This is a genomic window from Nitrospiraceae bacterium (assembly GCA_019637075.1).
GTDB lineage: Bacteria > Nitrospirota > Nitrospiria > Nitrospirales > Nitrospiraceae > JAHBWI01.
This window is the reverse complement of the sequence record JAHBWI010000003.1, coordinates 148,454-174,176: the sequence shown is the minus strand read 5'-3', so window position 1 is coordinate 174,176 and position 25,723 is coordinate 148,454. Positions and strand designations below refer to the sequence as shown.

General features: G+C 59.7%; 28 protein-coding genes. 11 read left to right on the top strand and 17 right to left on the bottom strand.

The window, feature by feature from the left end; genetic code table 11:
- Positions 1-2 precede the first annotated feature (2 nt).
- Positions 3-647: a HEAT repeat domain-containing protein gene (locus tag KF814_09025; protein ID MBX3236281.1), complete on the bottom strand. Its 645-nt coding sequence runs from the start codon at positions 645-647 to the stop codon at positions 3-5.
- A gap of 81 nt (positions 648-728) precedes the next feature.
- On the opposite strand from KF814_09025, the gene KF814_09020 reads away from it, so the two are divergent.
- Together KF814_09020 and KF814_09015 are read left to right on the top strand one after the other, a co-directional pair.
- Positions 729-1,187 carry a MarR family transcriptional regulator gene (locus KF814_09020; GenBank protein ID MBX3236280.1) on the top strand — a complete coding sequence of 153 codons (459 nt, stop codon included), beginning with the start codon at positions 729-731 and terminating at the stop codon, positions 1,185-1,187.
- The gene (locus KF814_09015; protein MBX3236279.1) at positions 1,184-1,942 is read left to right on the top strand and encodes an MBL fold metallo-hydrolase; all 759 of its coding nucleotides are present in this window, start codon (positions 1,184-1,186) and stop codon (positions 1,940-1,942) included. The genes KF814_09020 and KF814_09015 overlap by 4 nt, the downstream gene beginning before the upstream one ends.
- Before the next feature lie 3 nt (positions 1,943-1,945).
- Here the strand turns inward: KF814_09015 and KF814_09010 are convergent, their stop codons facing one another.
- The 4 genes from KF814_09010 to KF814_08995 all read right to left on the bottom strand — a co-directional run bounded on the left by KF814_09010 (position 1,946) and on the right by KF814_08995 (position 5,316).
- Positions 1,946-2,806 carry a transglutaminase family protein gene (locus KF814_09010; protein MBX3236278.1) on the bottom strand — a complete coding sequence of 287 codons (861 nt, stop codon included), beginning with the start codon at positions 2,804-2,806 and terminating at the stop codon, positions 1,946-1,948.
- Positions 2,807-2,876: 70 nt separating this feature from the next.
- Complete coding sequence (locus tag KF814_09005; protein ID MBX3236277.1) at positions 2,877-3,656, bottom strand: ABC transporter permease; 780 nt, start codon at positions 3,654-3,656, stop codon at positions 2,877-2,879.
- Positions 3,653-4,630 carry an ATP-binding cassette domain-containing protein gene (locus KF814_09000; protein ID MBX3236276.1) on the bottom strand — a complete coding sequence of 326 codons (978 nt, stop codon included), beginning with the start codon at positions 4,628-4,630 and terminating at the stop codon, positions 3,653-3,655. Before KF814_09000 ends, KF814_09005 begins: the two co-directional genes overlap by 4 nt.
- Complete coding sequence (locus tag KF814_08995) at positions 4,627-5,316, bottom strand: LON peptidase substrate-binding domain-containing protein (GenBank protein MBX3236275.1); 690 nt, start codon at positions 5,314-5,316, stop codon at positions 4,627-4,629. The genes KF814_09000 and KF814_08995 overlap by 4 nt, the downstream gene beginning before the upstream one ends.
- An 81-nt stretch (positions 5,317-5,397) precedes the next feature.
- On the opposite strand from KF814_08995, the gene KF814_08990 reads away from it, so the two are divergent.
- From KF814_08990 to KF814_08980, 3 genes are read left to right on the top strand one after another with little or no spacing between them, the layout of a single operon-like run.
- Complete coding sequence (locus KF814_08990; protein MBX3236274.1) at positions 5,398-6,558, top strand: carotenoid 1,2-hydratase; 1,161 nt, start codon at positions 5,398-5,400, stop codon at positions 6,556-6,558.
- Between the two features lie 28 nt (positions 6,559-6,586).
- The gene (locus KF814_08985) at positions 6,587-7,660 is read left to right on the top strand and encodes a hypothetical protein (protein ID MBX3236273.1); all 1,074 of its coding nucleotides are present in this window, start codon (positions 6,587-6,589) and stop codon (positions 7,658-7,660) included.
- Between the two features lie 21 nt (positions 7,661-7,681).
- Positions 7,682-8,305, top strand: a complete 624-nt coding sequence (locus KF814_08980) for a histidine phosphatase family protein (protein ID MBX3236272.1) — start codon at positions 7,682-7,684, stop codon at positions 8,303-8,305.
- A 3-nt stretch (positions 8,306-8,308) separates the two neighbouring features.
- Here KF814_08980 and KF814_08975 read toward each other — a convergent pair whose 3' ends face one another.
- On the bottom strand, positions 8,309-8,791 hold the full coding sequence (locus tag KF814_08975; protein MBX3236271.1) for a hypothetical protein: 483 nt from the start codon (positions 8,789-8,791) through the stop codon (positions 8,309-8,311).
- A gap of 131 nt (positions 8,792-8,922) precedes the next feature.
- Here KF814_08975 and KF814_08970 point away from each other — a divergent pair, with 131 nt between their 5' ends.
- A complete protein-coding gene (locus KF814_08970; GenBank protein ID MBX3236270.1) occupies positions 8,923-9,279 on the top strand; it encodes a hypothetical protein in 357 nt (118 codons plus the stop codon).
- Between the two features lie 15 nt (positions 9,280-9,294).
- On the opposite strand, the gene KF814_08965 is transcribed toward KF814_08970, so the two are convergent.
- Positions 9,295-9,951, bottom strand: a complete 657-nt coding sequence (locus KF814_08965) for a hypothetical protein (protein MBX3236269.1) — start codon at positions 9,949-9,951, stop codon at positions 9,295-9,297.
- Between the two features lie 254 nt (positions 9,952-10,205).
- Between KF814_08965 and KF814_08960 the strand changes: the two genes are divergently transcribed.
- The gene (locus KF814_08960; GenBank protein ID MBX3236268.1) at positions 10,206-10,886 is read left to right on the top strand and encodes a methyltransferase domain-containing protein; all 681 of its coding nucleotides are present in this window, start codon (positions 10,206-10,208) and stop codon (positions 10,884-10,886) included.
- 25 nt (positions 10,887-10,911) lie between these two features.
- Here the strand turns inward: KF814_08960 and KF814_08955 are convergent, their stop codons facing one another.
- The 5 genes from KF814_08955 to KF814_08935 all read right to left on the bottom strand — a co-directional run bounded on the left by KF814_08955 (position 10,912) and on the right by KF814_08935 (position 15,412).
- The gene (locus KF814_08955) at positions 10,912-11,721 is read right to left on the bottom strand and encodes a hypothetical protein (GenBank protein MBX3236267.1); all 810 of its coding nucleotides are present in this window, start codon (positions 11,719-11,721) and stop codon (positions 10,912-10,914) included.
- 63 nt (positions 11,722-11,784) lie between these two features.
- Complete coding sequence (locus KF814_08950; protein ID MBX3236266.1) at positions 11,785-11,988, bottom strand: hypothetical protein; 204 nt, start codon at positions 11,986-11,988, stop codon at positions 11,785-11,787.
- Positions 11,989-12,232: 244 nt separating this feature from the next.
- Complete coding sequence (locus KF814_08945) at positions 12,233-13,495, bottom strand: ABC transporter ATP-binding protein (GenBank protein ID MBX3236265.1); 1,263 nt, start codon at positions 13,493-13,495, stop codon at positions 12,233-12,235.
- Positions 13,496-13,504: 9 nt separating this feature from the next.
- Positions 13,505-14,323 (bottom strand): ABC transporter permease, encoded by an 819-nt coding sequence (locus tag KF814_08940; protein ID MBX3236264.1) that lies wholly within the window; start codon positions 14,321-14,323, stop codon positions 13,505-13,507.
- A 567-nt stretch (positions 14,324-14,890) separates the two neighbouring features.
- On the bottom strand, positions 14,891-15,412 hold the full coding sequence (locus tag KF814_08935; GenBank protein MBX3236263.1) for a hypothetical protein: 522 nt from the start codon (positions 15,410-15,412) through the stop codon (positions 14,891-14,893).
- Between the two features lie 318 nt (positions 15,413-15,730).
- Between KF814_08935 and KF814_08930 the strand changes: the two genes are divergently transcribed.
- The 4 genes from KF814_08930 (at position 15,731) to panC (ending at position 19,260) form a co-directional block, all read left to right on the top strand.
- Positions 15,731-16,414 carry a type 1 glutamine amidotransferase gene (locus tag KF814_08930; GenBank protein MBX3236262.1) on the top strand — a complete coding sequence of 228 codons (684 nt, stop codon included), beginning with the start codon at positions 15,731-15,733 and terminating at the stop codon, positions 16,412-16,414.
- Between the two features lie 158 nt (positions 16,415-16,572).
- Positions 16,573-17,733 (top strand): LL-diaminopimelate aminotransferase, encoded by a 1,161-nt coding sequence (locus KF814_08925; GenBank protein MBX3236261.1) that lies wholly within the window; start codon positions 16,573-16,575, stop codon positions 17,731-17,733.
- 106 nt (positions 17,734-17,839) lie between these two features.
- Positions 17,840-18,403 carry a 2-amino-4-hydroxy-6-hydroxymethyldihydropteridine diphosphokinase gene (gene folK / locus KF814_08920; protein ID MBX3236260.1) on the top strand — a complete coding sequence of 188 codons (564 nt, stop codon included), beginning with the start codon at positions 17,840-17,842 and terminating at the stop codon, positions 18,401-18,403.
- Entirely contained in the window at positions 18,400-19,260 is an 861-nt protein-coding gene (panC, locus tag KF814_08915; GenBank protein MBX3236259.1) for a pantoate--beta-alanine ligase, read from the top strand. The genes folK and panC overlap by 4 nt, the downstream gene beginning before the upstream one ends.
- 46 nt (positions 19,261-19,306) lie before the next feature.
- Here panC and KF814_08910 read toward each other — a convergent pair whose 3' ends face one another.
- From KF814_08910 to KF814_08890, 5 genes are all read right to left on the bottom strand, one after another.
- Positions 19,307-19,816: a PilZ domain-containing protein gene (locus tag KF814_08910; GenBank protein MBX3236258.1), complete on the bottom strand. Its 510-nt coding sequence runs from the start codon at positions 19,814-19,816 to the stop codon at positions 19,307-19,309.
- Entirely contained in the window at positions 19,813-20,235 is a 423-nt protein-coding gene (locus KF814_08905) for a hypothetical protein (protein ID MBX3236257.1), read from the bottom strand. The genes KF814_08910 and KF814_08905 overlap by 4 nt, the downstream gene beginning before the upstream one ends.
- Positions 20,235-21,647 carry a DNA recombination protein RmuC gene (rmuC, locus tag KF814_08900; GenBank protein ID MBX3236256.1) on the bottom strand — a complete coding sequence of 471 codons (1,413 nt, stop codon included), beginning with the start codon at positions 21,645-21,647 and terminating at the stop codon, positions 20,235-20,237. Before rmuC ends, KF814_08905 begins: the two co-directional genes overlap by 1 nt.
- 66 nt (positions 21,648-21,713) lie before the next feature.
- Positions 21,714-24,350: a hypothetical protein gene (locus KF814_08895; GenBank protein ID MBX3236255.1), complete on the bottom strand. Its 2,637-nt coding sequence runs from the start codon at positions 24,348-24,350 to the stop codon at positions 21,714-21,716.
- A gap of 27 nt (positions 24,351-24,377) precedes the next feature.
- Positions 24,378-25,715: a glycerate kinase gene (locus KF814_08890; protein MBX3236254.1), complete on the bottom strand. Its 1,338-nt coding sequence runs from the start codon at positions 25,713-25,715 to the stop codon at positions 24,378-24,380.
- Positions 25,716-25,723: the final 8 nt, after the last annotated feature.

Sequence of the window (25,723 nt, the reverse complement as noted above, 5' to 3'; positions counted from 1 at the left end):
CATCACCTGATCCGCTCCAGCGCCTCCCTTGCCCGACTCCGAACCGTTTGATCCCAGTCTTCCTTGCTCATCTCCGCCAACTTGTCCTTGGCTTCCTCCGCCCGCAACCGCCCTAGTCCCAAGGCTGCGCAGCCCCGGACGTAAGCATGGTCGTCTTCCAACGCCGCCAACAACGTTGCCACCGCGGTCTTGTCCCCGATCACGCCCAAATGGCTGGCCGCCATGCCGCGCACGCGATGCTGTTTGTCGCCGAGCGCGCGTTTCAGCGTCGTGGTAAATAATTCCTGGAGCCGCGGGGCCACGGCTTCGAGCCCGGTTCGTTGATACTCATTCGTTTCGATCAGGGCGAAGGCCAATTCCAATCGCTTTTCTCCGGCCGGTTCCTTTTCCAGCCGTGCGATCAATCGATCCCGGACGAGGCGCCGATTTCGTGTTGCCTGGATCTTCCGAACCAGCCACCACGTCGCGACGCCAACGGCCAGCAGCAGGGCGGCCAGCGGAATGGCCTGGTCGATAATCGTTTCTTGAACGTCGGGAGTCAGGCGCTTCCAGATCCATACTCCTGAGACGACGAGTGCGAGGAGCAAGAAAATCGCCGTGAGGTTGGCCTGACCGGCCTGAGAATAGCGAGGCATGACGGGCTGCATGATAGGGGGCCCGTCCTTGCGGCGTCAACGCGGTCCTATACTCTTGACAGATGCTGGCACAATGACTAGGCTGCGCGGGCCGTGGAACTCCCCGATCTCAAATCCGACCCCTACTTGAAGGTGCTCCGTCCGCTCGTCGAGACCTATTTGGCCTTCTCTCGCGCGGACAACCGCCACATCCGGTCGCTTCGTCTGACCCAATCCCAGTTCGATGTGATCGCCACCTTGGGAGACACCGACGGCCTGACCTGCGCCGAACTGTCGGAGGCGACGCTGGTTACCAAGGGCACGCTCACCGGTGTATTGGATAGGCTGGCCGCGAAGGGCTTGATTCGCCGCACCCCCGTCAAAGACGATCGGCGAAGCATCCGGATCAAGCTCACCGACAAGGGGGACGCGCTGTTCCGGAAGACATTCTCCGCCCATATCGCGTTTCTGCTGCCGTTTTTCAAGCGGGCCTTGACCCAGAAGGAGGCCGACCAGTTGCGAACCCTCCTGCTGCGCCTGCAGCAAAGCTTTCAGACCTCGCCCCGGCCATGATGCGGGTCACCGTCCTCGGCTCGGGCACCAACGTCCATCCGGACAGAGCAGCCGCGGGGTACCTCGTCCAAACCGATCACCTGTTTCTGCTGGACTTCGGACCCCGCACGCTGACGAATCTGATCAAATCCGGCACCGATCGCCACCGCATCACCCATATCCTGTTCTCACATTTCCACGCCGACCACTTTGCCGATTTCATTCCCTTCTTCTTCGACGCGATCATCTACTGCAAGTATCAGGGCGGGACCAGACCGCCGCTCACGCTGATCGGTCCCCGCGGCACCAAGAAATTGATGGCCGCCATGATGAGCAACTTCCCCAGCTTCAACCGCGCCCCGTTTCGCGTCACCGTTCGCGAGGCCTCGGACCGGAGCTTCCGGCTGGGTGACACGTCCATTCGACCCGGCACCGTGACGCACGCTCCTCGCCTCCACTGCCTTGGTTACCGGATCGAGTATGAGGGCTGCGCCGTCGTCTATTCAGGGGATTCCGTGAAATGCGAATCGTTGGTGCGGCTCTGCGAGAATGCGGACCTCGCCATCCTCGATTGCTCGTTTCCCGAGAACCGCCCGGGCCCCGCCCACCTGCATGCGGGAGAATGCGGCCAAGTGGCGCAGCAGGCCGGCGTCGACCAACTCCTTCTTTCTCATTTTTATCCGATTGCGGAACGCTACGATGTGCGAGGCCAAGCGGGGCAGTATTTCGGGGGACGGATCAGGATGGCGAAGGATCTGTTCCGGTGGCGAAGCTGAGAGCTAGAGTCCGCCCTCTCGCTGCTCGCACCCCAGAATCTCAACGAACCGCAAGAGTCGAGACTTCTTGAGCGGATCGTCCAGCTTGCTGTAGATCGCCAGCAAATTCTTGATCATGCGGGTGAGGATGGCGCGGGTCGGACTTCGCTGAAGGAAGCGCTCCTCGAAGCCGTAGCCGGCCTCGGTCAGGAATCGGGCACAGTTCTTTTCCGTCAGCAGCGCGCCCCCGTTGAAACAATCGATGAAGACTTTGTACTTGTCGGAATCGAACTTCACCAAAAAATGCCCGGGCATTCCGATCCCATGCACGGGCAATTGAAGCCGCTTCCCGATCAGGAGATAGACGGTGGAGAGACTGATGGGAATGCCGGTCCGGCGGTCGATCACGCGGTTCAGGTAGCTGTTTTCGACTTCGTAATAGTTCTTCGTGTTGCCCTTGAATCCGCATTCGGTGAACAGGTAGCGGTTCAAGGCCTTGACTGTTTCTTCCCCCGAGACGCGGTTCCCGATCTGCTCGCGTACCTCCCGCGCCATTCGATCCAACAGCGACGCGTAGGCCGGCACGTCCAGCATGGGATACGCATACCGCGCCAAGACGAAGGCTCCGGTTTCCAGGTCCATGTCTTCTCCCGGCGCATCGACGAGTTCGCGCAGTTCCTCCTCGAGCCTGGCGCCGCGAATTTCCTCGAGCACCGTCGCAATGCGATCGGACATATCGGGCTGCTCGATTTCGGCTTCCTGCAACAGGGGGACGGCGCAATCCCCGTAATCGATGAGTTTCCCCCGAATCGTGCGAACGATCCGTTCATCCTCGTCGCCCAAGAGACGAATCAAGGCGCGGATCTGATTTTCATTCGCCAGCATGGTTGGTCCAAACTTCACTCGGTCTGACTTGCTCCCCGCCGCGTGGGACGCGGCATGACTCCCACGAACCCTACCCCATCGCGCGACGGAACGCCTTGGCGCCTCCGTAGAGACACAGGGCGTCGAACAACAGCATGACGACGATGACCGCGCCCACATGCGGCAGCGCTTCCGTCCAGCCTTGGAGAATCAAAGGCCGCACGGCATCGATTGCCCAGGTCATCGGGTTGAACTTCGCCAGAAATCCCATCCAGCCCGGCATCGCAGCCAGAGGCACCAATGCGGAGCTGAGGAAGATCATCGGCAAGGACAGGAAACCCAGCACGGAGAAGAAATCGCCGTGGCTCTTGACCGAGAAGGCCATCGCCATGGAGATCGCGGTGAGGCCGACCCCGAAGAGCATGCCGATCAGCAGAATCATCGCCACGCCGAGCAGCCCTGTCGCAGGCTGGACACCGAACAAGAACGCGACACCGAGAATCACCAGCACTTGCATCGAGGTAATGGTCATCACGAAAATGAACCGGCTGAGGATGACCGAGGTGCGGTGGATCGGTGTCGACATCAATCGCTCGAGAAAGCCATTCTCCTTATCGAACAGGAGATCGACCCCGCCGGCTAATCCGTTGTTCAACACGGTCATCACCACGACCCCGGCTGCAAGAAAACTGATGTAATTGGGAGCCTGGGTCACCTGTGTGTCGGCGGCCCGCTGAAACAGATTGCCGAAGAAGATCAGCCAAAACAGCATCGGCTGGACCAGCGTGAAGAGCATGCTGAACTTTTCACGGCTGAGGCGACGCACCCAGCGCATCGTCAAGGCTTTGATTTCCTGCCAATATTCCTTCATGACCCTTCGCTTTCCTTGGGAGTGTCGTCCTTGATCGAGCGGCCCGTGTGGGCAATGAACACATCATCGAGTCGGGGGCGGTGATAGTCGATAAACTCGATTTGGCAGGTCAGGCGATTGGCCGCCTCCAAGATGGCCGGCAGCGCCTTCTCCGGAGAATCCACGCGGATATCCAGGCCCGTCGGCTTCACCGTGACCGCACGAATGACGGGGAGCGCCTTCAGCGCAGCCGCCAGGGCCTCCAGGCGCGACTGCTCGCGGATGGTCAACGAAACGATGTCGCCACCCAAGCCGGCCTTGAGTTCCGTCGGCGATCCGATGGCTTTGATCTTGCCGGTGTCGATGATGGCGATGCGGTCGCAGAGTTGGTCGGCCTCATCCAGGTAGTTGGTCGTCATCACGACCGTGATCCCACGCTCCCGCATGGCCCGGACATGGTCCCAGATGCGGAGCCGGCTCTGTACGTCCAATCCCAATGTCGGCTCATCGAGGAACAGGATCTTCGGATCCGGAAGCAGGCCGCAGGCGATATCCAATTTACGTTTCATACCGCCGGAATAGGTTTTGGCCGGACGGTCCGCATGGGCTTCCAACTCCACCAGCTTCAACAGGTGGGCGATTCGTTTCGTCGCCTCGTCCGCAGGCAGGTGATACAAGTTGGCCAGCAACTCCAAATGCTCGCGGCCGGTCAAGAACCGGTCGATGGCCCGCTCCTGCGGCACATATCCGATCGTCTGCCGCACCCGGTCGGCATCCACCACGCTGTCCAGGCCGAAAATCTTCGCGGATCCGGACGTCGGATTCAGCAATGTGATGAGAATCCGGAGCGTCGTGCTCTTTCCGGCCCCATTCGGCCCGAGCAGCCCAAAGATCTCGCCGGTTTGAACCTGGAACGAGAGATCATCGACGGCGCGAACCTTATCGTAGACCTTCGCCAGATGGGACACTTCGATTGCAACTTGACGGGACATCATCCCCACCCCCTGGCGCCGCGCCGTTCGTCCAGCTTGAAATGAATCAAGTCGCTCAAGCGTCGCGCATGTTGCGAGAGGCTGTCGGCCTCCAGCAAGAACTGTTTTTCGAGCGGCGTGCATTCCAGATAGGTCGACAACTGATGGACGAATACGACGTCGCTGACATCAGGCCGAACCAGACTCTGAAGCGCTGCCGCCTCTTCATCGACATGGAGATATTGCTGCAATACACCCGTGAGATACGCGCGAAGCCCTGCGTCGAGAGCGACGTCCGCTTCCCGAGGCCGCAGCGTGATACGAGCCTCTCGATAGGGCTTATCGAAGAACTCCTCCCGAACCTCGTAGCGCTCGATCCCCTGTAGAAGAATGTTCGACCGACCGTCCGGTAACTTCTGCACGCTCACCAGCCGACCGACGCAGCCCATCGAAAAGATCGGGGGATTCTTGTAATACTGGTCCTCCCATCCTTCCTTCAAGAGCGCCATCCCGATGCATTGCCCTTGCGTCGCCGCATCCGCTACCATTTGCCGATAGCGTGGTTCAAAGACATGAAGCGGCAGATAGGTTTTCGGGAAGAAGACCACGTTTGGAAGGGGAAAGAGGGGAATCCGTTCCGGGACCGGAAATGGCTGCGGTTTTCCCGCAGGTTCACGGCCAAGTTGATCGCGTTCAGGCTCCAAAAACATGGCTCACGATAGCTGATGCTCCGCAAAATTGTCAACGGCACGGCATGCTCACGTAAGGAGAGGAAAACCACGAAAACCCTCATGAATACTGGCGTTCGTCGACATGCCCCAAACGGCTTCCGCTGTCGCCTGCTCACTCTTGTGGTGTGGCTGCTCTCGCTCGTCGGAATCCCTGCCGTCGCGCCGGCCAATCTTCCACAGGAATTTTTGTCCGCCAAGCCGGGCTATCAGTACCGCTTTCCGCAGGACCACGGCGCGCACGAAGGGTTTCGGACCGAATGGTGGTATTACACGGGACATCTGACCGCCGGAGACGACCGCCGCTTCGGATTTGAATTGACCTTCTTCCGCCGGGGAATTCCGCCGGACTCGATCAAAACCATACCCTCCGAATGGTCGATCCGTCACCTCTATCTCGCACATTTCGCCCTGACCGATCTTGGGCAAGGACGATTCTCGATGTCCGAGAAGGTCAGCCGGGCCGGACTTGGAAAGGCTGGGGCTGCCGGCGACGGCCTGCGTGTCTGGATCGATCAGTGGTCTGCCGTGGAAGACTCTGACGGAACCGGCCGGCAACGCTTACAAGCGAATACCGACGATTTTGCCATCGACCTGACCGTCACCCCCAGTAAATCTCCGATCGTCCACGGAGGGGACGGCATCAGCCGGAAAGGCGCCGACCCAAGCCAGGCCTCACATTATTATTCACTCACCAGGCTCGCGACGGAGGGCCGGATTCGGGTCGGCAGCGAATGGCTGTCCGTGACCGGTTTGAGTTGGATGGATCATGAGTTCGGCTCGTCGGGTTTGGGAGCTGACATCGTGGGCTGGGACTGGTTTAGCCTGCAACTGTCCGACAATACCGAAGTGATGTGGTACCGGCTACGCCATGGGGACGGGTCCGACGACCCAGCCTCAAGCGGCACCGTTATCCTGACGGATGGATCCGTTCACCCGCTCGCCGTACGGGACGTGACTATCGAAGCCCGCTCCTACTGGACCAGCCCGAAATCCGGCGCGCGCTACCCGCAGCAATGGAAGATGACCGCCCCATCAATCGGCCTCGATCTGGACATCTCGTCTCTGCTCCCGGAGCAGGAATTGCAGACACCCATCAGCACACAGGTCACCTACTGGGAAGGAGCCGTGAAGGCCACGGGCCGTTCGCGCGGGACCACGGTGTCAGGGGATGGCTATGTGGAATTGACCGGCTATGCTTCCCGTTTCGGAAAGAAGCTGTGATAGCCCGACTTGACTCCCCACCCTCGCTGTGATTACGTCACTCGCCATCGCCATGCGCCGAGTTCGCCCCTACTCACAATTCGTCTCCGGCCTTCTGTTGTCGTTCCTGTGCCTGTTGGCCGCCTGCGGCAAGCAAGAAGCTGCGGTGGTCTCCATCGCGGTGCATCCGTCCAACCCGAACATACTCTACGTCGCCACGAACGACGGTGTCCTCAAAACGCGGGATGGCGGAAACACCTGGGAGCAATTTCCCAGTTTTACCGCCCGCCGGGTGACGACCTTGGCCATCGATCCCAAACTCCCCGCCACCATCTATGCCGGCACGATGGGCGATGCCGTCTACAAAAGCCCCGACGGCGGCCAACATTGGCTGCCCCATAACGTTGGATTGAAGGAACACGTCTCCTTCGTCAGCGAATTCGTCTTCGACCCGAATAATACCGACATCATTTATCTGGCCACGACCATCGGCGCCTTCGCGACCAAGGACGGAGGCCGCTCCTGGGACGAGCGCATGGCCGGCATGAAGGAAGTCCACATCGTCACCTGCATGACCATCGACCGGAAGAACCCGCGCGTGCTCTATGCCGGCACTACCGGCGGCACCTACCGAAGCGAGGATGGAAGCAGCAGTTGGGTACGGGTCAACAATGGACTGATCCCCGAAGATGTGTTGAACGCCTCGATGGCTCTGGGCGTCAACGTCTTGGCCGTGGACCCGACCAATTCCAATTTCGTGTATGCCGGTACGACCAGGGGCTTGTTCCGCTCGGCGAACAGGGCGGAGAAGTGGGAGGAGGTCGGACAAGGACTCCCCGATCAATTCGTGAGCACCCTCGTCCTCCATCCCACGGATCCCCGCGTACTCTACGTAGGCGGACGAGCCGGCGTGTTGAAGTCCATGGACGGCGGGAAAACCTGGCAGGCCAAAAACCAAGGCCTCGAAACGCTCAACGTCCGTACCATCTCTATGAGCGCGAGTAACCCACAGTTGATCTATGCTGGAACCAACGGTAGTGGACTCTATCGCTCTTCCGACGGCGGCGACACCTGGACGCCCCTCCCTCTCGACAGACGCCCGACAGCCCAGCCCTCGCCATAACCGACAGTGATGAGGGGGTCCATGGCTATCGTGTTCCTGATCCGACACGGCGAAACCGATTGGAACCGCGAAGGCCGGGTCATGGGCGATCAGCCCATTCCCCTCAATGCCGAAGGAGAGCGTCGAGCCCACGAAGTCGCGCAGGTCTTGGCCCGCTCCGGGATCGGCAGTCTGTTTGCCAGTCCCGTCCTGCGAGCCGTGCAAACGGCCGCTATCCTCGGGGCCGCCGCCGCCGTCGACGTCGAGACACTTTCGGGCTTGAGCGAAATCGGTGTCGGACGATGGATCAATCGCTACTGGCGGGACTTCGCCGATGATCCGGCGAAACGAGACTGGTACCGTAAGCCGGATGAGGCCAGACCCGAGGGAGGCGAAACACTGCGGGAGGTGCAACGGCGGGCTGTCGCCGCTGTGGAGCAAGGACTTCGATCAGGCAAGACCGGGCCCCACGTATTCGTCTCGCACGGTGACGTCATCCGCGCCATCCTCGCCCACTACCTACACATGAACCTCTCAGATTTGCGACGGGCCCGCATCGACCATGTGTCGGTGAGCGGGTTGGACCTCTCGGAACAACCCGCCCACCTGCTTTTCCTCAATCATCAACCGGGCCTGAGTCACTTCCCGGGGCTCTCGTCTCCGTAGCGGTTACGAGGCGCCGTGGGCACCCTCCGGGGACTTCCCGTAATAGCGGCTCCCGTAACTCTTCATCTCATCCGACAAGGCTTTCCACTCCTCCGCAGAGAGCAGGTTCTTCATCTTGAATCGCAACCCGAGAATCTTCGCGGCCGACCGCATCCGGCTGTTGTTCAACTCGTCCAATATTTTGGTGAACTCCTCCGGCGCCGCATCGTACTGCGCATTCAGCTCATAAAGTCTACGGTGGTACTGGCGATTCTGCTCTCGTGACGTCTTGATCTCCACGATGATCTCGCCCATCACCGCATTCACCTGCTTGACCTTTTCAGGATCCTTGACGTGCTTCTCCACCAAAGACCCGACATCCTTGCCGGCTTTGTCCCAATAGTAGTCGCCTTTACCGCCACCATAGGCTCCATGATGGTGACCGGAACATCCGGTCAGGCCCATCAGCAACAATCCGATCACTATCGTCACCATACGCATCCCCATGACCACCTCCACATATATAAAGAGAAAAACACGACACGAATAGGACTGCACGTTTCAAATCAAACGCATTGCGCCATCACCCGCTCCTGCCGTAAGCTGCCGTCACCGAGGATCGGCTGGGAGCACACAGGGTGGGACAGACATCCGGACAACAGAAGAGCGCGGGGACCGTCGAGCAGCTGCGGGACGAATTCCGTGAACGTCTCGAGGTATTCTACCGCGGGCTGAAACTCGCCCCACCGTATGACAGTGTGGAAAAAGCGCTCGCACGGCTGACCGCCAAACTCAAATCGTTAAGCCCGGAAGACCTGCAGCGCCTCAGCTCCGACTCCACGTTGCGCTGGGTCGAGTATCGGGCGGCCTTCGTCGAATCGGGGCTCAGCCAAAAACATCGCGGCATCATCGCCGGACTCGCACGCTCCCGCCAAAACCTCGACCTGCCCTCGGACTTCGATCAGCTCCTCGAGATTTACCTCTCCCGCCCCTAGGGATCAACGCCGTAGCTATCGGCCGGCCTTCTCAGCGGGCGGCGAGCCGGGGGGCGTCCCCGCGCCTAAAGTCGCTTCGCGGAATTCGTCGTATACCAACAGCAGTCTGGTATTCTCCAGGCGATAGGCCACCGCCAGCGTCAAGAGCCCGAAGGCCAAGACGATCAACCCCACTCCCGTCACACCAACGCCCAGGAGCACACCACCCAGGGAAGAGAGGCCGCCTTCCCTCACGAAGCTGATCAGAAACCCCAAAGTTCCAAAGCCCACCAGCCCGAACCACGACAGCGTCAACAGGGCCGACGACCACGGCACGCGTTTCACGCAGGTCAAGTCGACACCGGCGCCTTCGGCAGCTGCCGTCCACTCGACCGAACCTTTGATCGGCCAAGCCGTGCGAAAGCGCATCGACAGTAATCGATACGTCGGGCGAACCAGAATTCGTTTTGCTTCGGGGAAGATCCGAGCCACGCCGTGCGGAAGCGACAAGACACCGTTGCCGTCGAAGCGTTGCAATAGTGCCGATTCGGTTAAGGCCGTGCAGCGCTCATGAGTCCGCCCCAGCGCATACCCGTACCGACTGGCATCCGAGGTGAGGCGGATGAAATACGCCCAATCCCCGATGATGAGCCCGATGAAGAGTACGATCGCAAAAGCACCCGCCAACACCATAGCGCGCAACTTCCCACAGCGTCTCTTGGAGAATCAAGTCCAAGGGCACCGAGCGGGCGGAAAAACCGGAGGAACCAGTTGACTCCCCGTAGAGCTTTGGCTACATTAGGCTCGTTTCTATCCGGGCAGTTGCCTTCGCTGTATCGGGCCACATTCCCGGCTTCATAGATTTTTTTCCACTGCCACACCTCAAACCATCACACTCCCCTACTGTGGAGTGTGCTTCTTGAGGCGTGTGAATTTGCGGAGGGACGATGGATCTCGCGAAAGTTGAACGTGTGTACACCAGCTACTCCGGAGTTTACGACCACATCTTCGGAAAGATTTTCCACGAATCGCGAGAAGCCGCAGTCCGGAACCTCAAGATCCGCCCTGCCGAAAAGATCCTTGAAGTCGGCGTCGGCACTGGTATCGCCTTATCCTATTACCCCCGCAACTGCGAGGTGACGGGCATCGACCTCTCGGCCGGAATGCTCGCGAAAGCCCGGGAGCGCCAGTCGCATTATCACCTCGACCATGTTCGGTTGATGTTGATGGATGCCGGCAAGATGGAATTCGCAGATGACACCTTCGACACCGTCATGGCGGCCTATGTCGTCACGGCCGTTCCGGACTACCGGAAGGTGGTCAACGAGATGATCCGCGTCTGCAAACCAGGCGGCCGCATCATCATGCTCAATCATTTCAGCAACGGCAACAAGCTGATTGCCGCAGTGGAAAAGGTCATCTCGCCGCTGTGCAAGCACATCGGATTCCGCACCGACCTCTCCCTCAATACCGTCCTTGAAGGCACGACCTTAAAGGTGGCCCGCAAGGAAAAGGTGAACCCGCTGAAGTTCTGGCATCTCGTGGAGTGCGTCAACGGCAAGAACGGGATGAACGGACACATGAACGGGAATGGCAAGAGCTACGCGAGGAACGGGCACGTCAATTAGCCAGTCTGCGGCAAAGACAGCGCCGTCAGCCCCGCCCTCCGCTCCCCAATGACTTCCAGTTCGCCCACTCCTCATGAGAGAGGAGGGTCTGCCCGACCAGGCAAGTCCCTGAGAAATGTCGCGTGACGATATCCGCCACGACGGCGAGCAATTGTCCGCTCTGCCGGCCGGCGTCTTCGTTCGTGCGTAGGCGGATGCCGAACCCCGCGCCATCCAGCGGCCCGTAGGCCTGGATTGACACCGACGCGGCCCGCCCTTCATCCGCCGCAGGTGCAGTGAGATCGCCCTCCCAGCGCACCACCGCCGGCCGCTTCCTCTCCTGCCCCACCGGCTTCCATACAGAAGGCAACCCCGCCTCGTCCAGTGCGTCGAGGAGCCACTCGACGGTCGGCGCATCCGCCTCATCCGCCTGAAATACCCATTGCGCCATGCTCGCCTCCATCCCCAATTCGCTTCGCGGGCTGGACACTTCCTCCAGAAAGGCTTCCTCGCATACGACGTACAACTTACCTTGCGGATCGAACCAGAATCGCAAGTGCCCCTCACTGAACTCCGCCTGAATCACGCCGAGGACGGAACAATCGGCCCCCTCTTGCTCTAAGACCGAAATGTCACTCACGCCGCTGAACGTCAACTTCGCCACGCGCAGTACTCCGGATGTATGGTAGCGAATGACGAGTGTGACCACCGTCCCGACCAGCACCTCTCGGCCGGATACTTCGTCGAACAGTCTGCGCTTAGACAGATGGAGATCGGTCACATACCCGCCACGGAAGCCTTGGGTGTGGGCCAGGAACCAACGCAGATCTTCGATTGTTTGGATCGGATACTTCATTGTCCTACCACGGAGAGAAGCAGTAGGAAGGGGGTCGGAAAGGAGCCGCGCGCACAGCCTGCGCTAAAAGAGCGGTTGCTGCTGCCGCAACTCGGCCAGCCGGCGTTCGAGGTCGTCGACGCGGTCTTGGAGGCGCTGGTTTTCGAGCCGGAGAATATCGAGTCGATCCAGGAGTTGTTCCCGCTGGATCTCCGTCCATTGCAGCGAGCGCTTCAGTCCCGCTAGTTCGAGTTGCGCTAGTTCGTGCCCCTCGGGCCTCGCCTGCATTCACCACTCCGTCCGCACGCCTACCGACATTATATGTCGAGTTCGTGTGGACGCCTATGGAAGAGCGAGTTTTCGCAGCAGGAACTGCGCGAGGCCAGCGAGACACGTTACCTCCGACGAGACAACGCCGAATGGCATCCACGCAACTGATCGGACTTGATCCAGGCGGGTCCCTCGAAGCACGAACGAGCGCGGAGTATCGATTCGACAACCACGGCATGATGCCGTCGTGCGATGACCATGATCACGGCTGCACAAGGTTCCAGCGATATTTGACGAGGACGCCACAGGCTTCCCACCCGGGAGGACACAGTTTTCCGGTCCCATAATAGTCGGCGTCCATCACCGTCAAGGGCGCCACGTTCCTAATCCAATCTTGTGCGTGGCCGTTTGACTCGATGTAGGACTGGAAAAAGTAGGCCCCCCCGGTCAGGGGCAATTCGGGGAGCACAAAATCCACATACCCCTCACCCTTCAAGGTGAGCGGCGTCGGATCGACGATATCCGTCGATAAGACGAACAAGTCGTGCCCTTTTCGGCCATTCACCGAGATACTCACGCGGCAGTTCAAAAACTCCTGATTCTTCAGACACCGATAGTGCATACGGATGACCAGATCACGTCCCGTCATGCCCGCCACGACCTGCTTCCCTGCCGCATCGTACAGTTCAATTTGGGTCAGTTGAATCTCACCCAGCCCCACACGATCAGGCCGCTCGTCAATCGGCGAACTGGCCAATCCGGCAATCCCGTCGGCATAGCCCTCGACAACCTCCCGAGCAGGCCCGGCCTTAACCACCCGGCCCTTTTCCAACAGAAGGGCACGCTGACACAATCCCTCGATGACGGTCATATTGTGGCTCACGATCAAGATCGTGCGACCGCTTCGACTCACTTCTTCCATCTTTCCCAAGCATTTTTGCTGGAAGCTGGCGTCACCGACGGCGAGCACTTCGTCGACGATCAAAATTTCCGGCTCCAGATGCGCGGCCACCGCGAATGCCAGCCTGACATACATGCCGCTTGAGTAACGCTTCACCGGCGTATCGATGAATGCCTCGACGCCCGAAAACGCCACGATCTCGTCGAACTTACGCTGCACCTCCCAACGCCGCATACCCAACATGGCGGCGTTGAGAAAGATATTCTCCCGCCCGGTCAATTCCGAATGGAAGCCGGTTCCCACTTCCAGAAGTGAACTCACGCGACCATAGACGTCGGCGGCGCCGGACGTGGGATGAGTAATACGCGACAAAACTTTCAGCAGCGTGCTCTTGCCCGCCCCATTGTGGCCGATCACTCCGAGCACCTCACCGTGAGGCACCTCGAAACTCACATCCTTTAGGGCCCAGAACGCGGAATCATTCTGACCGTATCCCCTCCCCCAGCGTGCGATCGTCCTTAGCCCCGACATCAGATGGTCACGGAGCGTGTTGTGTCGAACTCGGGCTGCGCCCAGCCGATATTGCTTCGACAGACGATCGACGGTGATGGCGAGATTTCCCATGCGCAGTACTCAGATGATATCGGCGAAGGTCCGTTCCATGGACCGGAAATAAATCAATCCGCCAACCAACAAGAACAGCACAATCCCGACGCTCGGCAAGAAGACCGGAAAATCCACCCGATAACCAGGAAGCAACGCCCACCGAAAACCCTCGATGACGCACACCAGTGGATTCAGGGCATAGATCCCCCGCCACGCTTCGGGGACCTTGCTCACCGGATAGAGAACGGGTGACAGAAACATCCAGAGCTGAATGAAAATCGGCAGAATGTGCCCGACGTCGCGATACCGGACATTCATCGCCGACGTCCACAACCCCAATGACAGGGTCGTCAGGAACGCCAACCCCAACAGAAATGGAAGGAACAACATCTTGGCGCCGGGAATGATGCCGAACCACAGCATCAGCCCCAGAAATGCGACGAAGCCAAACAGAAAATCCACGAGCGGGGAACAGGTAGCGGCAAGGGGAAGGATCGTGCGGGGAAAGTAGACTTTGCTGATCAGGGGCGCATCCCCGATCAGACTTGTTCCGCTTCGACTCAATGCCTGCGCGACATAAAACCAAGGCAAGAGGCCGGCGTACAGGAACAGCGAATAAGGCGCACCGTCCGAAGGAACCTTCCCGATATAGTGGAAAACGGCCGTGAAGACGAGCATGGTGGCAACAGGCTGAAACATGGCCCAACCGATGCCGAGCACGGCTTGCTTATAGCGTACCTTCACATCGCGCCAGACCAGGGTATAGATGAGCTCGCGATACTCCCACAGAGCAGAAAGATCCAGATCGAGGAGACCCCGTGAAGGACGAATACGAACATGGGGCATAGCCCGTCTGACAGTCGAGTTGAAGGGTGCGGTACCGGCCGTATTGTGTCGCATGTCAACAGGCTCCCCAGACCCCTTCCGGTCATTCACCGAAATCGTTCAATGAGAAAGTCTATCCCCTTCAGGTTCGCCGTCTGAAGGCGCTACCCTGCCGATGACGATGATGTTTCGGATCGATGGGGCAGCATCGCAGAGCTATATTGCACTGCCCAGCACGCGTACGATTTAATACTAAGCGAAACTAGACACTCAAGTCCACACAAAACGCCTGTCGCATGCGCGCAAAATACGTAGATGCTTTTCCCGGCAATGTGTTCATAACACGAACGCTATCGCGTGCCATTCTGCGACAGTCGGTCGTTGCTAGAATCGCTCCCTCCTGTGAACCGAGGGCGCGGCATACTCTTCAGAGGTAATACGCTCATCGCACAAGAGAGCGCAACCGATCCCTCCCGAACAATTTTGCGACGCAGGATTCCCGACACGGCGCTGCAAGCATGTTCCGCCGGATACCGCCAACTTCACTTGAACAACTCGGCGGTAGCGGTTCCCTGAATCAGGAAGCGGCTAGGGTTTGGAGGGGGCCTTCTGAGACAGGGCACGCCACTCTTCTTCCGTGACGTACCGGATCGCTAGGCCGGACATGTGCAACATCCACGTTTGGCCGCCTCCAGCTCCCTGGGAAAACGTCCATGCATCGGCCCGAAAGGGGTTCCAGTAGCTGCTGCGGTAGGAATTGTTCGTGACCGCACCAGGAACACCGGATGCCATCGTGGATTGATAGACGGGGCCGCGGTCCGAAGAGCGGCGCACATCAGCCTGCCCCAACACCACCGCATCGGCCCCCAAATCCTTCGCGCGAGAAATGATCTTGTCACGGAGGCTGTCTTCGCTGGCCTGTTCGCTCGTGGCGACGATTCGCGCAATCTGCACGAAACGGCGGTTGGGTTCTCGTTCCAAGGTTGCCATTTCCTGCTTGCCTTCGCGAGGCTCGAACGTCACCGGCGTCAGCGGATCAACTTGGACAGAAACGCAGGCACTCAGAAGGGAGAACCATACAGGCAGCAACCCTCGGGACAGGACTCGCATGGTGAACCTCAAGCGTGGATGACGATGATGGCCCGAATCGGACCATCATTTTCATATTGCCCGACTCGCCCGGCCAATTCAACTGTGAAGGTCGTCGACCGCCAGCAAGACACTACCGGCTGACCCTCGCACATATTTGCCGAAATGGGAGATTCGTTGCTTCGGCCTTCACAGTTCACACTGGACCTGGTTGGGCAAACAGTGTACACCACGTTCGATGTTCTTTCGTGGACGTGTCCGAACACGCACCCTCAATTTTCCGGGTTAGCCGGGTTGACGCTCTGCATGGCCAAGACGAATCTGGCTTAGAACCGCACCATGCGCGCCGTTTGCCTCCAACATGTCCCGTTCGAAGGCCCCGGAGCCTTTGCCGTTTCCCTCAGCCAACGCGGCGTCCTATTGCAGCAACACCTCGTCCCGCAGCAGGGTTTGCCACCGGACCCCGGCGATCTGCTCATCGTCATGGGTGGCCCCATGTCCGTAAATGATCCAGATAGCTGGATTGCCGAAGAGACGGCCTTCATTCGCGCCGCGCTTTATTCCGGTCAGCCCATGATCGGTGTCTGTCTCGGAAGTCAGCTCATGGCCAAGGCGCTGGGGGCGACGATCCGGCCAGGACAGGCACCGGAGATCGGCATGACGCCGATCCGACTTACTCCCGAAGCGGCAAGTGATCCGGTCTTTCAGGCACTACCCACATCATTCGACGTCTTCGAATGGCATGGGGAAATTTTCGACTTACCGATGAATTGCATCCCGCTTGCCGGTTCGAGCGTCGCGCCGCTTCAGGCGTTCCGGTACGGGGCCCGCGCGTACGGTCTGCTGTTTCACCTTGAGATGGAATCGGCCGGTATCGAAAGCCTCTGCCGTGAATGCGCTCCGGACCTGACCAAGGCAGGGAAGGCGGCGCAGGACGTACGAGCAGCAGCGGTGCCCCAACTCCCCACCCTCCATCGATTCGCCGATCGCCTGATCGGGCACCTTCTCGCCTCGCCACGTTGATTGGAAACCGGTCTCTGCAGTAACCTAGGCAACCTGACTAAATCGAGCAACTGTTGACAGACGGCTGACAGCAGTATGTTCGCTCGGCGAAGCACGAATCGCCAACGTGTGAGTGTTATTCACGAAAAGGAGCGAGAGAAGACATGGCAGGTTTTCCTATTGAAACAGCTAACCGGATCAAAACATTGCCGCCCTACCTGTTCGCGGCGATCGACAAGATGAAACAAGAGGCTATCTCCCGCGGGGTGGACATCATCAATTTGGGCATCGGCGACCCCGACCTTCCGACCCCGACTCCGATCATCGAAAGCCTAGCCCAGGCTGCCAAGAACCCGAAGCACCATCAATATCCTTCGTATGAAGGCATGCTGAGTTTCAGGAAAGCGGTGGCTGACTGGTATAAACGTCGTTTCAATGTCGCCCTGGATCCAAACAATGAAGTGCTGACCTTGATCGGCTCGAAGGAGGGCATCGGACATATTCACCTTGCCTTCGTCGATCCCGGCGACATCGTGCTGGTCCCCAGCCCCGGCTACCCGGTATATCCCGTCGGCACCAGCTTCTGCGGCGGTGTATCGCATATCATGCCGCTGACCAAGGCCAACGGCTTTCTCCCTGATCTGAAAGCAATCCCGAAGGACGTGGCCAAGAAGGCGAAGTTGATGTGGCTGAACTCGCCCAACAACCCGACCTCGGTTATTATGAGCAAAGACTATTTCAAGCGCGTCATCGAGTTCGCGCAAGAAAACCACGTGATCGTCTGCCACGACGCGGCCTATTCGGAAATCTATTACGACGGCAAGCGCCCAGCCAGCTTCATGGAAGTCGAGGGGGCCAAGGACGTGGGCGTCGAATTCCACTCGTTGTCGAAAACGTACAATATGACCGGCTGGCGCCTCGGCTTTGTCGTCGGCAACAAAGACGTGCTGGCGGGTCTCGGCAAGGTCAAGAGCAACTTGGACTCCGGCGTATTCGAGGCAGTCCAAGCGGCGGGGATCACGGCACTGGGATTGGACGATTCGGTGACCGACGGCATTCGCAAGATTTATCAGGAGCGCCGCGATACGCTGGTGCCCGGCCTGAAAAAGCTTGGACTGGAAGTCGATGCGCCGCCCGCGGCCTTTTACATTTGGGTCACGGTGCCGAAGGGATATACCTCTGCCTCTTTCACGGCACATCTCCTGGAGAAAGCGGGCATCGTGACGACGCCCGGCAACGGATTCGGGGCCCCAGGCGAAGGGTACATCCGAATGACGGTCTGCACGACCAAGGAACGCTTGGCGGAAGCGGTTGAACGAATCAAGAAAATCGGTTTCTAACATCGTGAATCGTCAGGCGCCAGGCCTAAGCGAGCCGACCGAACAGACCTTATCGGACCTGTTCTGCGTCGCGCGTCTTTCGCCCAACGTCTGACGATATCTTCAAATGGCCACTGCCTTCATCGGCTTCGGTTCGAACTTGGGTGACCGCGTGGATTTCTGCAATCGCGCGGTCACCTTGCTCAGTCTGCTGCCGCATTCACGACTCGAGGCCGTCTCTTCGCTGTACGAAACGGAGCCGGTCGACGACGGTGCCGCCCCGGGACCGGGTTGGTTCCTGAACGGTGCCGCACAAGTCGCGACCGATATTACGCCGCAGAGCCTACTGGAAGTGTGTCGTGAAATCGAACGGGCCCTCGGGCGTGATCCCGAGAACCGATCCGGCCCCCGTACCTTGGATCTGGATCTGCTGCTGTACGAGGATCGCATCCTTAACGAACCGGGCCTGACCATTCCCCATCCGCGTCTTCACCTGCGCCGATTCGTGCTGGAGCCCCTCGTCGAACTGGCGCCCGATGTGCGTCATCCGTTGATCGGTCGGACCATGCGCGAGTTGCTCCGCGACCTCATTGATCCCGCACTCGTCCGCCGCATGGACCCCCAGCCCAACTCCCGCTACGCTTCGCGTCCTGCCTGCGGCCAAGGCCCAACCGTGGGGCAGAGCTCGTGAACATCATCCGCTCGGCTGCAACCCTGACGGCCTGGAGCCGGTCGCTGCATCGTGAAGGCGTGGCAATCGGGTTCGTTCCCACGATGGGCGCCCTCCATGCAGGCCACGCAGCACTGATCCGATCTGCACGTCTCGGCTGTGATGCCGTCGTAGTCAGCATCTTCGTCAACCCGACGCAGTTCGGTCCCAAGGAAGATCTCTCGAAATATCCCCGTCCGCTCAAGCGAGACCTGGCGCTGTGCCGGGCGCACGACGTCGATGCCGTGTTCCTTCCCGACGTCCCGACCATGTATCCGCCCGGAAGCCAAACCGCCGTCACGGTGCCTGCGCTGGCATCCCGCTGGGAAGGCGCGGTGCGCCCCCATCACTTCCAGGGTGTCGCGACCGTGGTCACAAAGCTCCTGTCGCTGGTGCAACCGGACATCGCATGGTTCGGCCAAAAGGATTACCAACAGGCGGCCCTGGTGACACGGTTGGTATCCGATCTGAACCTGCCGGGGAAGATCATCGTCCACCCCACGATCCGGGAATCAGACGGGCTGGCACTAAGCTCAAGGAATGTCTACCTGTCCCCTGAACAGCGTCGAGCGGCGCCGGTGCTCTACCGCGCGCTTTCGGCAGGCGCGGCCGCCATCCGCTCGGGTCAATGCCGTGGCCGAGCGATCGAACAGGCCATGACCTTGGTCGCACGCCGGGAGCCGCTCGCAACCATCGACTACCTTGCCTGCTGCGATCCGGCCACGCTTGAGCCCCTCACCACCGTTACGGGCAAGGTTGTGCTCCTCGGGGCCCTCCGCATCGGCACGGTCCGGCTGATCGACAATGTCGTGGTCAGAAGCGTGAAGCGTCATTCGTGACGTGTGTTTCGACGCCGCACGATGAGGGAAACGCCCCTGGCCTGAGTTAGGCGGAGACGCTGGGAGGGATGTTTTGGTTGGCGAGCAGTTCGAGGACGAGTTGTCCCATCCGCTGCTTGTGGTCGGGCTGGAACTCTAGGAACTTGACGCCGATCGATTCGGGCCTGATCGAACAAATCATCGCCGCCTCAACTTTGATGTCCGGCAATCCGGCCGGCGAACGAAGCAGCACCTCGACAAAAGTTCCGCGAGGCAACGCCGTCGTCGCGAGCATGGTGCAGCCGCCCATCGAGACGTCCGTAACCAGCCCTTCCACGCCAGGTTGCTCCATCGTCAACGCGACAGCGATATTCGCACGCAACCGTCGATACTGTCGCCGATCGAATTCCTGCGACGTTTGACGCTTGCCGGGGCGGTGGGCGCGAAATTGTCTCGTGCAGAGCTGGCAGCGGAACTTGAACAAGTGAAATCGGTTCAGGACCTTCTCCATCAGGCCCGATTCCGAAGTCACTCGCACAAACGGCGTCCCGCACGCCGGACAATGAAGTTCCTTCATCTCACGTTCCCGCTATCCGCGGCCGCCGTAGATGCAGACCGGGCTTCCACCTTCTGCCGTTCCAGAATCGGTTCCAACTGCGCCGGCGAATAGGTCGGCGGCTTCACCCATTTTCCGTCGGCCCGCTTGTACCCGCCCACCTTGCTCAGATTCGAGCGATGCACTTCTCGAAACACCGGGTCCATGTCCAAGCCATATGAGACTGCAGTGCCGTAGACCACATACAGGAGATCGGCCAACTCTTTGGCGATCCCGGCCATTTCCTTTTTCGCCATCGCCTCTTTGAGCTCGTCGAACTCTTCCTGAATCAACTTCTCTCGCAAGGTCCGCGTAGCCTCATCCGGCACGGCCGGCGTTGCGCTCACGGCGATGTCGAACTTACGGTGAAACTCCTCTACCATCGATTGCTGCTCGATCATCAACGCTTTCTCGCTTCCTCAACCTCAAACGGCAAGGTGGTTCTCGGCATCAGCTCGGAGGATTGCAGCAAGGCGATCTCCTTGTCAGAAGACACCCCAAGATCCTTGAATTTTCGCGCCGCCGGGAGAATGCGCGATTCCATGGATCCCACTGCTTTGTTGTAGGCATTGACGCTCTTGCCCAAGGCCTGCCCCACGTCGTTGAGATGGTCGGCCAACACGGCCATGCGTTCGTACAATTCTTTGCCCAACCGTCCGGCCTGTTCGGCATGTTCGGTCAGCTGTTCCTGCCGCCACCCATAGGCTACCGCGCGCAGCAAGGCGATCAGCGTCGTAGGTGTCGCCAACACGACCCCCTGCGCAAATCCATCTTCGATCAGCGTGGGATCCTGTTCAAGAGCTGCGCCCAAAAATTGTTCACCGGGAAGAAACAACACCACGAATTCCGGCGTCTGGGCGAACTGCGTCCAATAGGCCTTGAGGCTCAGCACATCCATCCTCGTGCGGACCTGATTCGCATGTCGCAGTAAATGTGCCTGACGCTGTTGATCATCCTGCGCCTCGTAGGCATCCAGATACGCTGCCAGAACCGTTTTGGCATCCACCACGATCTGGCGGCCACCCGGAAGATGCACGACCATGTCCGGACGGAGGAGGCCGTCCATTGATCCCACGGAATCCTGCTCGACGAAATCGCAGTGGGGCGCCATACCTGCGAGCTCCGCCACCCGCCGCAGGGTCATTTCGCCCCACCGCCCACGCACCGACGGCGCCCGGAGCGCCTTCACAAGATTGGTCGTTTCCTGCTGCAGGCGCTGATGCGACTCCGCCATGAACTTCAGATGCAAGTCCAGACTGCCGTACTCCCGCTGCCTGATCTGCTCGGCCTGGCGCAACTGTTCCTCGTAACGACGCAACGATTCTTCCAACGGCTTGACGAGATCGTCGATGGCTTGGTGTCGCTGCGCCAAATCGCCCTTCGCCTCCGCTTGGAGCGTCGCGAACGACGAGCGAGCCAGATCTAGGAAGGCTTCGTTATTGTGCTTCAGTGCTTCGCCGGAGAGGGCGTGGAAGGAGTCCTGCAACTCTTTGCGCGCCTGCGTAAGCAAGGCCTTTTGTTCTTCCGTATGGCGCAGGGTTTCTTCCCAGCGAGTTTCGGCCTTCGCTCGCGCCTGCAACGCCTCCGTCAATTCTTGCCGCAATGCCGCCGAATCCGTCTGCTGCAAATCCAGCCGCTTTTGCAATTCGACGGCTTGAACTTCGGCCCGCTGCGTCCGCTCGGTATGGTCGAGAACCGTTGCCTGCAATTTTGCTTGCGCCCGTGCGGTAGCCCACCAGCCGACCAACAAACCTCCTAGCGCAAAACCGAGGCCTGCGCCGGTGAGAAACGTCGTCGAATCGAGGTCCAACATGCAAAGTTTTCCCGCAGCATGAGCGCCGCGCAGACGAACGCCACTCTACCACGAAGCAATGTGGGGTTAATATTGGAAGGTATGAAAGAAACAGGGCCAAACGATAAGGACGAGCCGGCGAATGATACCGCTCGATGCATCGAGACGGACACGCTCACCGTCAGAGAAGAGACCGGTCGCATAGGGCACATTGACTAGAGCCGGAAGGCCGTATTCCCTGGCGATGATCGCGCCGTGCGAAAGCGTTCCTCCCATCTCCGCAATCAGCCCCACTGCAACGCCAAATACCGCCGCCATCCCGGGGTCGATGACTGAGGTCACCAGGATGTCACCTGGCTGCACCAGTTCCAAATCCTCCACCGTTCGTATGTGACGCACCGGCCCTTCCACACAGCCAGTACTGATCGCAAGTCCATAAACGGTGGAGGGATCGTCATGGTTGACCGAGGTTGAGGCACCGACTGCTCGATCACCGACGACAAAATCGGAGACTGTCCGCGAAAGGTGTTTGGCCCGCTCTGCCTGCCTCGTCGACACGAGAGGCCGCCAGTCCTTGGCAAAATGATCTTTGAGGCCTCTCACTTCATCGGTCGTCAGGAAAAAGATGTCGGACGCTCTACTCAGTCGATCCTCTCGACGGAGGAGTTCCCCGGCCTGGAGCAACAATCGGCGAGAAGCCGTTGCGAAGTACATCAATGCATGGCGATTACCTTCCCGCAAGGCCAGCGAGCGGCAGAGCCGACTATGCCAATACCGGAAGGCCCACCAAACATCGAGGCGCTTGCCCAAACGCCGGCGTATTTCAGCCAGGGCATCGTTCGCATTCCCCGAGGGGCCCTCGCGCTTGTCTACGCCTAGCGGCACGGGACTCGACAATTGGGCGCGGATCACGTTCAAGAGGTATCCGGGCGCTTCGGCAAATCGGGGGGTCATGAGATCGGATTCACCCACCGCTCGATGGCCGTAGTCGCACAGAAATTCCTCGAAGAGACTAAGACAGCGAGTGCTTGCCAACCGCTCGCGAAAGGTCGAAGGATTCCAAGGCTCCTCGAGAAAATACTCCAGCGACCGGGGCTCGGATCGTGCCGCATCGGTCACGGCCGCGAGCCGCCGAATCTGCGCCGCACTGATGACCGTGCCCTGCCCCTGTAGCGCCCCATTCAACAACCGCCGCCAGTCTTCTCCCAATAGAGGCGGCAACAGCCAACCCAACACCTGGAAACCCTGGGCGACGCCGGCGACGATCGCAAAGGTCATTTCACCTTTCTGCAGCACCGTCCCGAGGCGCTCCAGTCGATCCAAGATTGCCGGCAGAGACTCGTGAGCCACATCCTCCCGCACCGCTTCCTCACTTTGCCTCCGCAGGACCCCGAACCATCCTGGCGCCAGCCGCGCCGCCCGCCTAATTTGCCATTCCATCATCAGACCGGCCTTGATCCTGGTCCATGCCGGAAGGAGCTCGATGGAGAAATCAATCGCACCTGACCTCCCGCCCATCTGTTCCACTACCGTTCGGGGATCCCCACCGAGTTGGCCGACCACGTTCTTCAGCAAGGTCACGTTGATGAACGGACGCCCCTCGATCACCCGCACGGATGACGATTCTGCAGGGACGCGACAACCCAAGCTCCGGTAACACCGGATAATGTGGTCCTCCATGAATTCCTTGAGAAAGGCAATCCCCAAAGGACTTGGGACATCGGGCAGCGTTTCTTTGAAATTGGCACGCGACCACTCACATCCGTCATCACCGGTCGGAGAAGCCCCGACTTCTGCCGCCGGCCGCGCTTGTACAAGCCACAGACGCCCACCCTCGTAGGCCCATTCCACATCCATGGCCCTGCCGAACCGACGCTCCGCACGCTTCACGATGCTGGCCAATTCCAGAGCCTCAGACTCAGTCAGGGTTCCATGGTGTCTTGCTTGCCCCACCAAAGGGACCGTGGCCACCCCTTCCGCCGTAAGCCGGAGGGCGCTGTCCTTCCGGGCTGAAACCGCCTGCTCGAGCTTTCCACCTCGCCCCTCCGACCATTCCACGACATAGCGATCGGGACTGACTCGGCCGGAGACCAGTGGCTCCCCTAACCCGGGGACTGCATCAATCACCACTTGATTGCGTGCTCCGGTCACGGGGTTATGCGAGAAGGCAACCCCTGCGGCCCTTGCATCGAGCATAGGCTGAATCACGACCGCCATCTCGGGAAAGCGATCCGTCCCTCCCTTCTCCCTGACATACGCGACCACGCGCTCATCCCACACGGAGGCCCAGCAGGAGGCAATGGCGGTCGGCAACTCATCGAACGCCTGTCCAAGACAGGTGCGGTAAAGCCCCGCCGCGCTGGCCTCGACGACATCCTCATTCGTGGCTGACGAACGTACTGCCCAGCGTTGCGTGGGGTCGCATGGCAGCCCCCCAAGAAAGCTCATCCACGCTCCAGTCAACTCAGCTGGCCACTGGTGTTGATTGAACACGCCACGCAATTCTCCACAACGACGGCGACACTCCGCAGGTGTCGCGGCAAGCAGCTGGTGCCAGATCGCCTGCGCATCGATCCCAGCCGCATCCAGATAGTGCCTGTAGGCCGAGACCGTGAGACACCAACCGGAGGGTACGAGAAAGCCTGCCGCCAGCAATCGTGCCAACCCTACAGCCTTGCCGCCGACCAGGCATGGATCGCCGCAGTCCCCTATGGGAACAATCATCGCGAGTCTCATGTTGCGGAATAGTAGCTAGAGGAGCAGAAGGAGGTAAAGGTCGTTGACATTGGTGCCGGTTGGACCGGTTCGAATGTGGCCCCGCAACTGTCGGAACAGAGGATAGGCGTTGTTCTCTTGCAATGCCTGCGTCACGCTGACCCCAGCCCGTTCGGCTCGCGCCATGGTTTGCCCATCGACAACGGCACCGGCCACGTCGGTGGGACCGTCAGTGCCGTCGGTTGCAAATCCGGCTACCCAACCGTTCCTGATTCCCATGATTTCGCTCGCCGCAGCTAACGCGAATTCCTGAGCTCGCCCACCTGTGCCTTGACCACGAACCGTCACCGTGAGTTCACCACCGGCCACCACGAGACACGGACGCCTGAGCGGCCGCTTTCTGACATCAATCTCACGGGCAAGCGCGCCGAAACATTTGGCCGCGTCCCTCGCCTCCCCCGTCAGAGTCGTGCCGAGAACAAGCGTCTTCAGTTTTTCACGGCGGGCCGCCAGAAGCACTGCATCGACTGCCGCTTCGTTGTCGCCGATCAAGCAATTGTGAACACGGCGGAACAAGGCTGCACCTGGTTTCGGCGTCTCCGGCACCAGCTGCCCAATACCGTCGGTGATGCGTTTGCGAACCGCTGCCGGAACGGTATGGAAGACATCGTAGTGATCGAGAATCTCCTTCGCTTGCCGAAAAGTAGTGGGATCCGGCGTGGTCGGCCCGGACCCGATCGTGGCAAGATCGTTGCCGATCACGTCGGACAGGATCAGTGACAAGACTCGTGCGGACGTTATTCCGGCAAGTTGGCCGCCTTTGACCGCCGACAGGTGCTTGCGGACGGCATTCATTTCCTGGATCGTCGCCCCGGATCTCAGCAGAAGCTTCGTTGTCGTTTGTTTGTCCGCCAGACTGATTCCAGGTACCGGCGACGGCAACAGACTGGATGCGCCACCGGACAGCAGAACGATGAGGACATCGTCTTTGCCAAGGGATCGGCACAGGTTGAGGATGTCCTGCGCTGCAGCAAGGCCCGGTGCATCCGGCACCGGATGACCGGCCTCGACGACTCGAATGGTCTTGGTCGGCAAGGTATGGCCGTATTTCACGACCACCACGCCCGCGGCGATCCTGGACCCAAGCCGACCTTCGAGGGCTTGTGCCATTCTCGCAGAGGCCTTACCCGCCCCGACAACTACGACACGACTCCTGGGCTTCAGGGCAAATGCGCGAGGCCCCACGCGAAGGATGCGGCTGGTAAGGGAAACATGCCGCGAGACGGCACCGTAGGGATCGACGGCCTGCAACGCCTCTCGCACGAGCTTGGTGATTATGGCTCGCGCTCTGGGTTGCGGGACACCGATGTCCATTGCGTAGG

Bases quoted from the DNA above. Each gene is read 5' to 3' on its own strand.
- KF814_09025 (MBX3236281.1), bottom strand. From the start codon at position 647: ATGCAGCCCGTCATGCCTCGCTATTCTCAGGCCGGTCAGGCCAACCTC.
- KF814_09015 (MBX3236279.1), top strand. From the start codon at position 1,184: ATGATGCGGGTCACCGTCCTCGGCTCGGGCACCAACGTCCATCCGGAC.
- KF814_09010 (MBX3236278.1), bottom strand. From the start codon at position 2,806: ATGCTGGCGAATGAAAATCAGATCCGCGCCTTGATTCGTCTCTTGGGC.
- KF814_09005 (MBX3236277.1), bottom strand. From the start codon at position 3,656: ATGAAGGAATATTGGCAGGAAATCAAAGCCTTGACGATGCGCTGGGTG.
- KF814_09000 (MBX3236276.1), bottom strand. From the start codon at position 4,630: ATGATGTCCCGTCAAGTTGCAATCGAAGTGTCCCATCTGGCGAAGGTC.
- KF814_08995 (MBX3236275.1), bottom strand. From the start codon at position 5,316: ATGTTTTTGGAGCCTGAACGCGATCAACTTGGCCGTGAACCTGCGGGA.
- KF814_08990 (MBX3236274.1), top strand. From the start codon at position 5,398: ATGAATACTGGCGTTCGTCGACATGCCCCAAACGGCTTCCGCTGTCGC.
- KF814_08980 (MBX3236272.1), top strand. From the start codon at position 7,682: ATGGCTATCGTGTTCCTGATCCGACACGGCGAAACCGATTGGAACCGC.
- KF814_08975 (MBX3236271.1), bottom strand. From the start codon at position 8,791: ATGGGGATGCGTATGGTGACGATAGTGATCGGATTGTTGCTGATGGGC.
- KF814_08965 (MBX3236269.1), bottom strand. From the start codon at position 9,951: ATGGTGTTGGCGGGTGCTTTTGCGATCGTACTCTTCATCGGGCTCATC.
- KF814_08960 (MBX3236268.1), top strand. From the start codon at position 10,206: ATGGATCTCGCGAAAGTTGAACGTGTGTACACCAGCTACTCCGGAGTT.
- KF814_08955 (MBX3236267.1), bottom strand. From the start codon at position 11,721: ATGAAGTATCCGATCCAAACAATCGAAGATCTGCGTTGGTTCCTGGCC.
- KF814_08950 (MBX3236266.1), bottom strand. From the start codon at position 11,988: ATGCAGGCGAGGCCCGAGGGGCACGAACTAGCGCAACTCGAACTAGCG.
- KF814_08945 (MBX3236265.1), bottom strand. From the start codon at position 13,495: ATGGGAAATCTCGCCATCACCGTCGATCGTCTGTCGAAGCAATATCGG.
- KF814_08940 (MBX3236264.1), bottom strand. From the start codon at position 14,323: ATGCCCCATGTTCGTATTCGTCCTTCACGGGGTCTCCTCGATCTGGAT.
- KF814_08935 (MBX3236263.1), bottom strand. From the start codon at position 15,412: ATGCGAGTCCTGTCCCGAGGGTTGCTGCCTGTATGGTTCTCCCTTCTG.
- KF814_08930 (MBX3236262.1), top strand. From the start codon at position 15,731: ATGCGCGCCGTTTGCCTCCAACATGTCCCGTTCGAAGGCCCCGGAGCC.
- folK (MBX3236260.1), top strand. From the start codon at position 17,840: ATGGCCACTGCCTTCATCGGCTTCGGTTCGAACTTGGGTGACCGCGTG.
- KF814_08910 (MBX3236258.1), bottom strand. From the start codon at position 19,816: ATGAAGGAACTTCATTGTCCGGCGTGCGGGACGCCGTTTGTGCGAGTG.
- KF814_08905 (MBX3236257.1), bottom strand. From the start codon at position 20,235: ATGATCGAGCAGCAATCGATGGTAGAGGAGTTTCACCGTAAGTTCGAC.
- rmuC (MBX3236256.1), bottom strand. From the start codon at position 21,647: ATGTTGGACCTCGATTCGACGACGTTTCTCACCGGCGCAGGCCTCGGT.
- KF814_08895 (MBX3236255.1), bottom strand. From the start codon at position 24,350: ATGATTGTTCCCATAGGGGACTGCGGCGATCCATGCCTGGTCGGCGGC.
- KF814_08890 (MBX3236254.1), bottom strand. From the start codon at position 25,715: ATGGACATCGGTGTCCCGCAACCCAGAGCGCGAGCCATAATCACCAAG.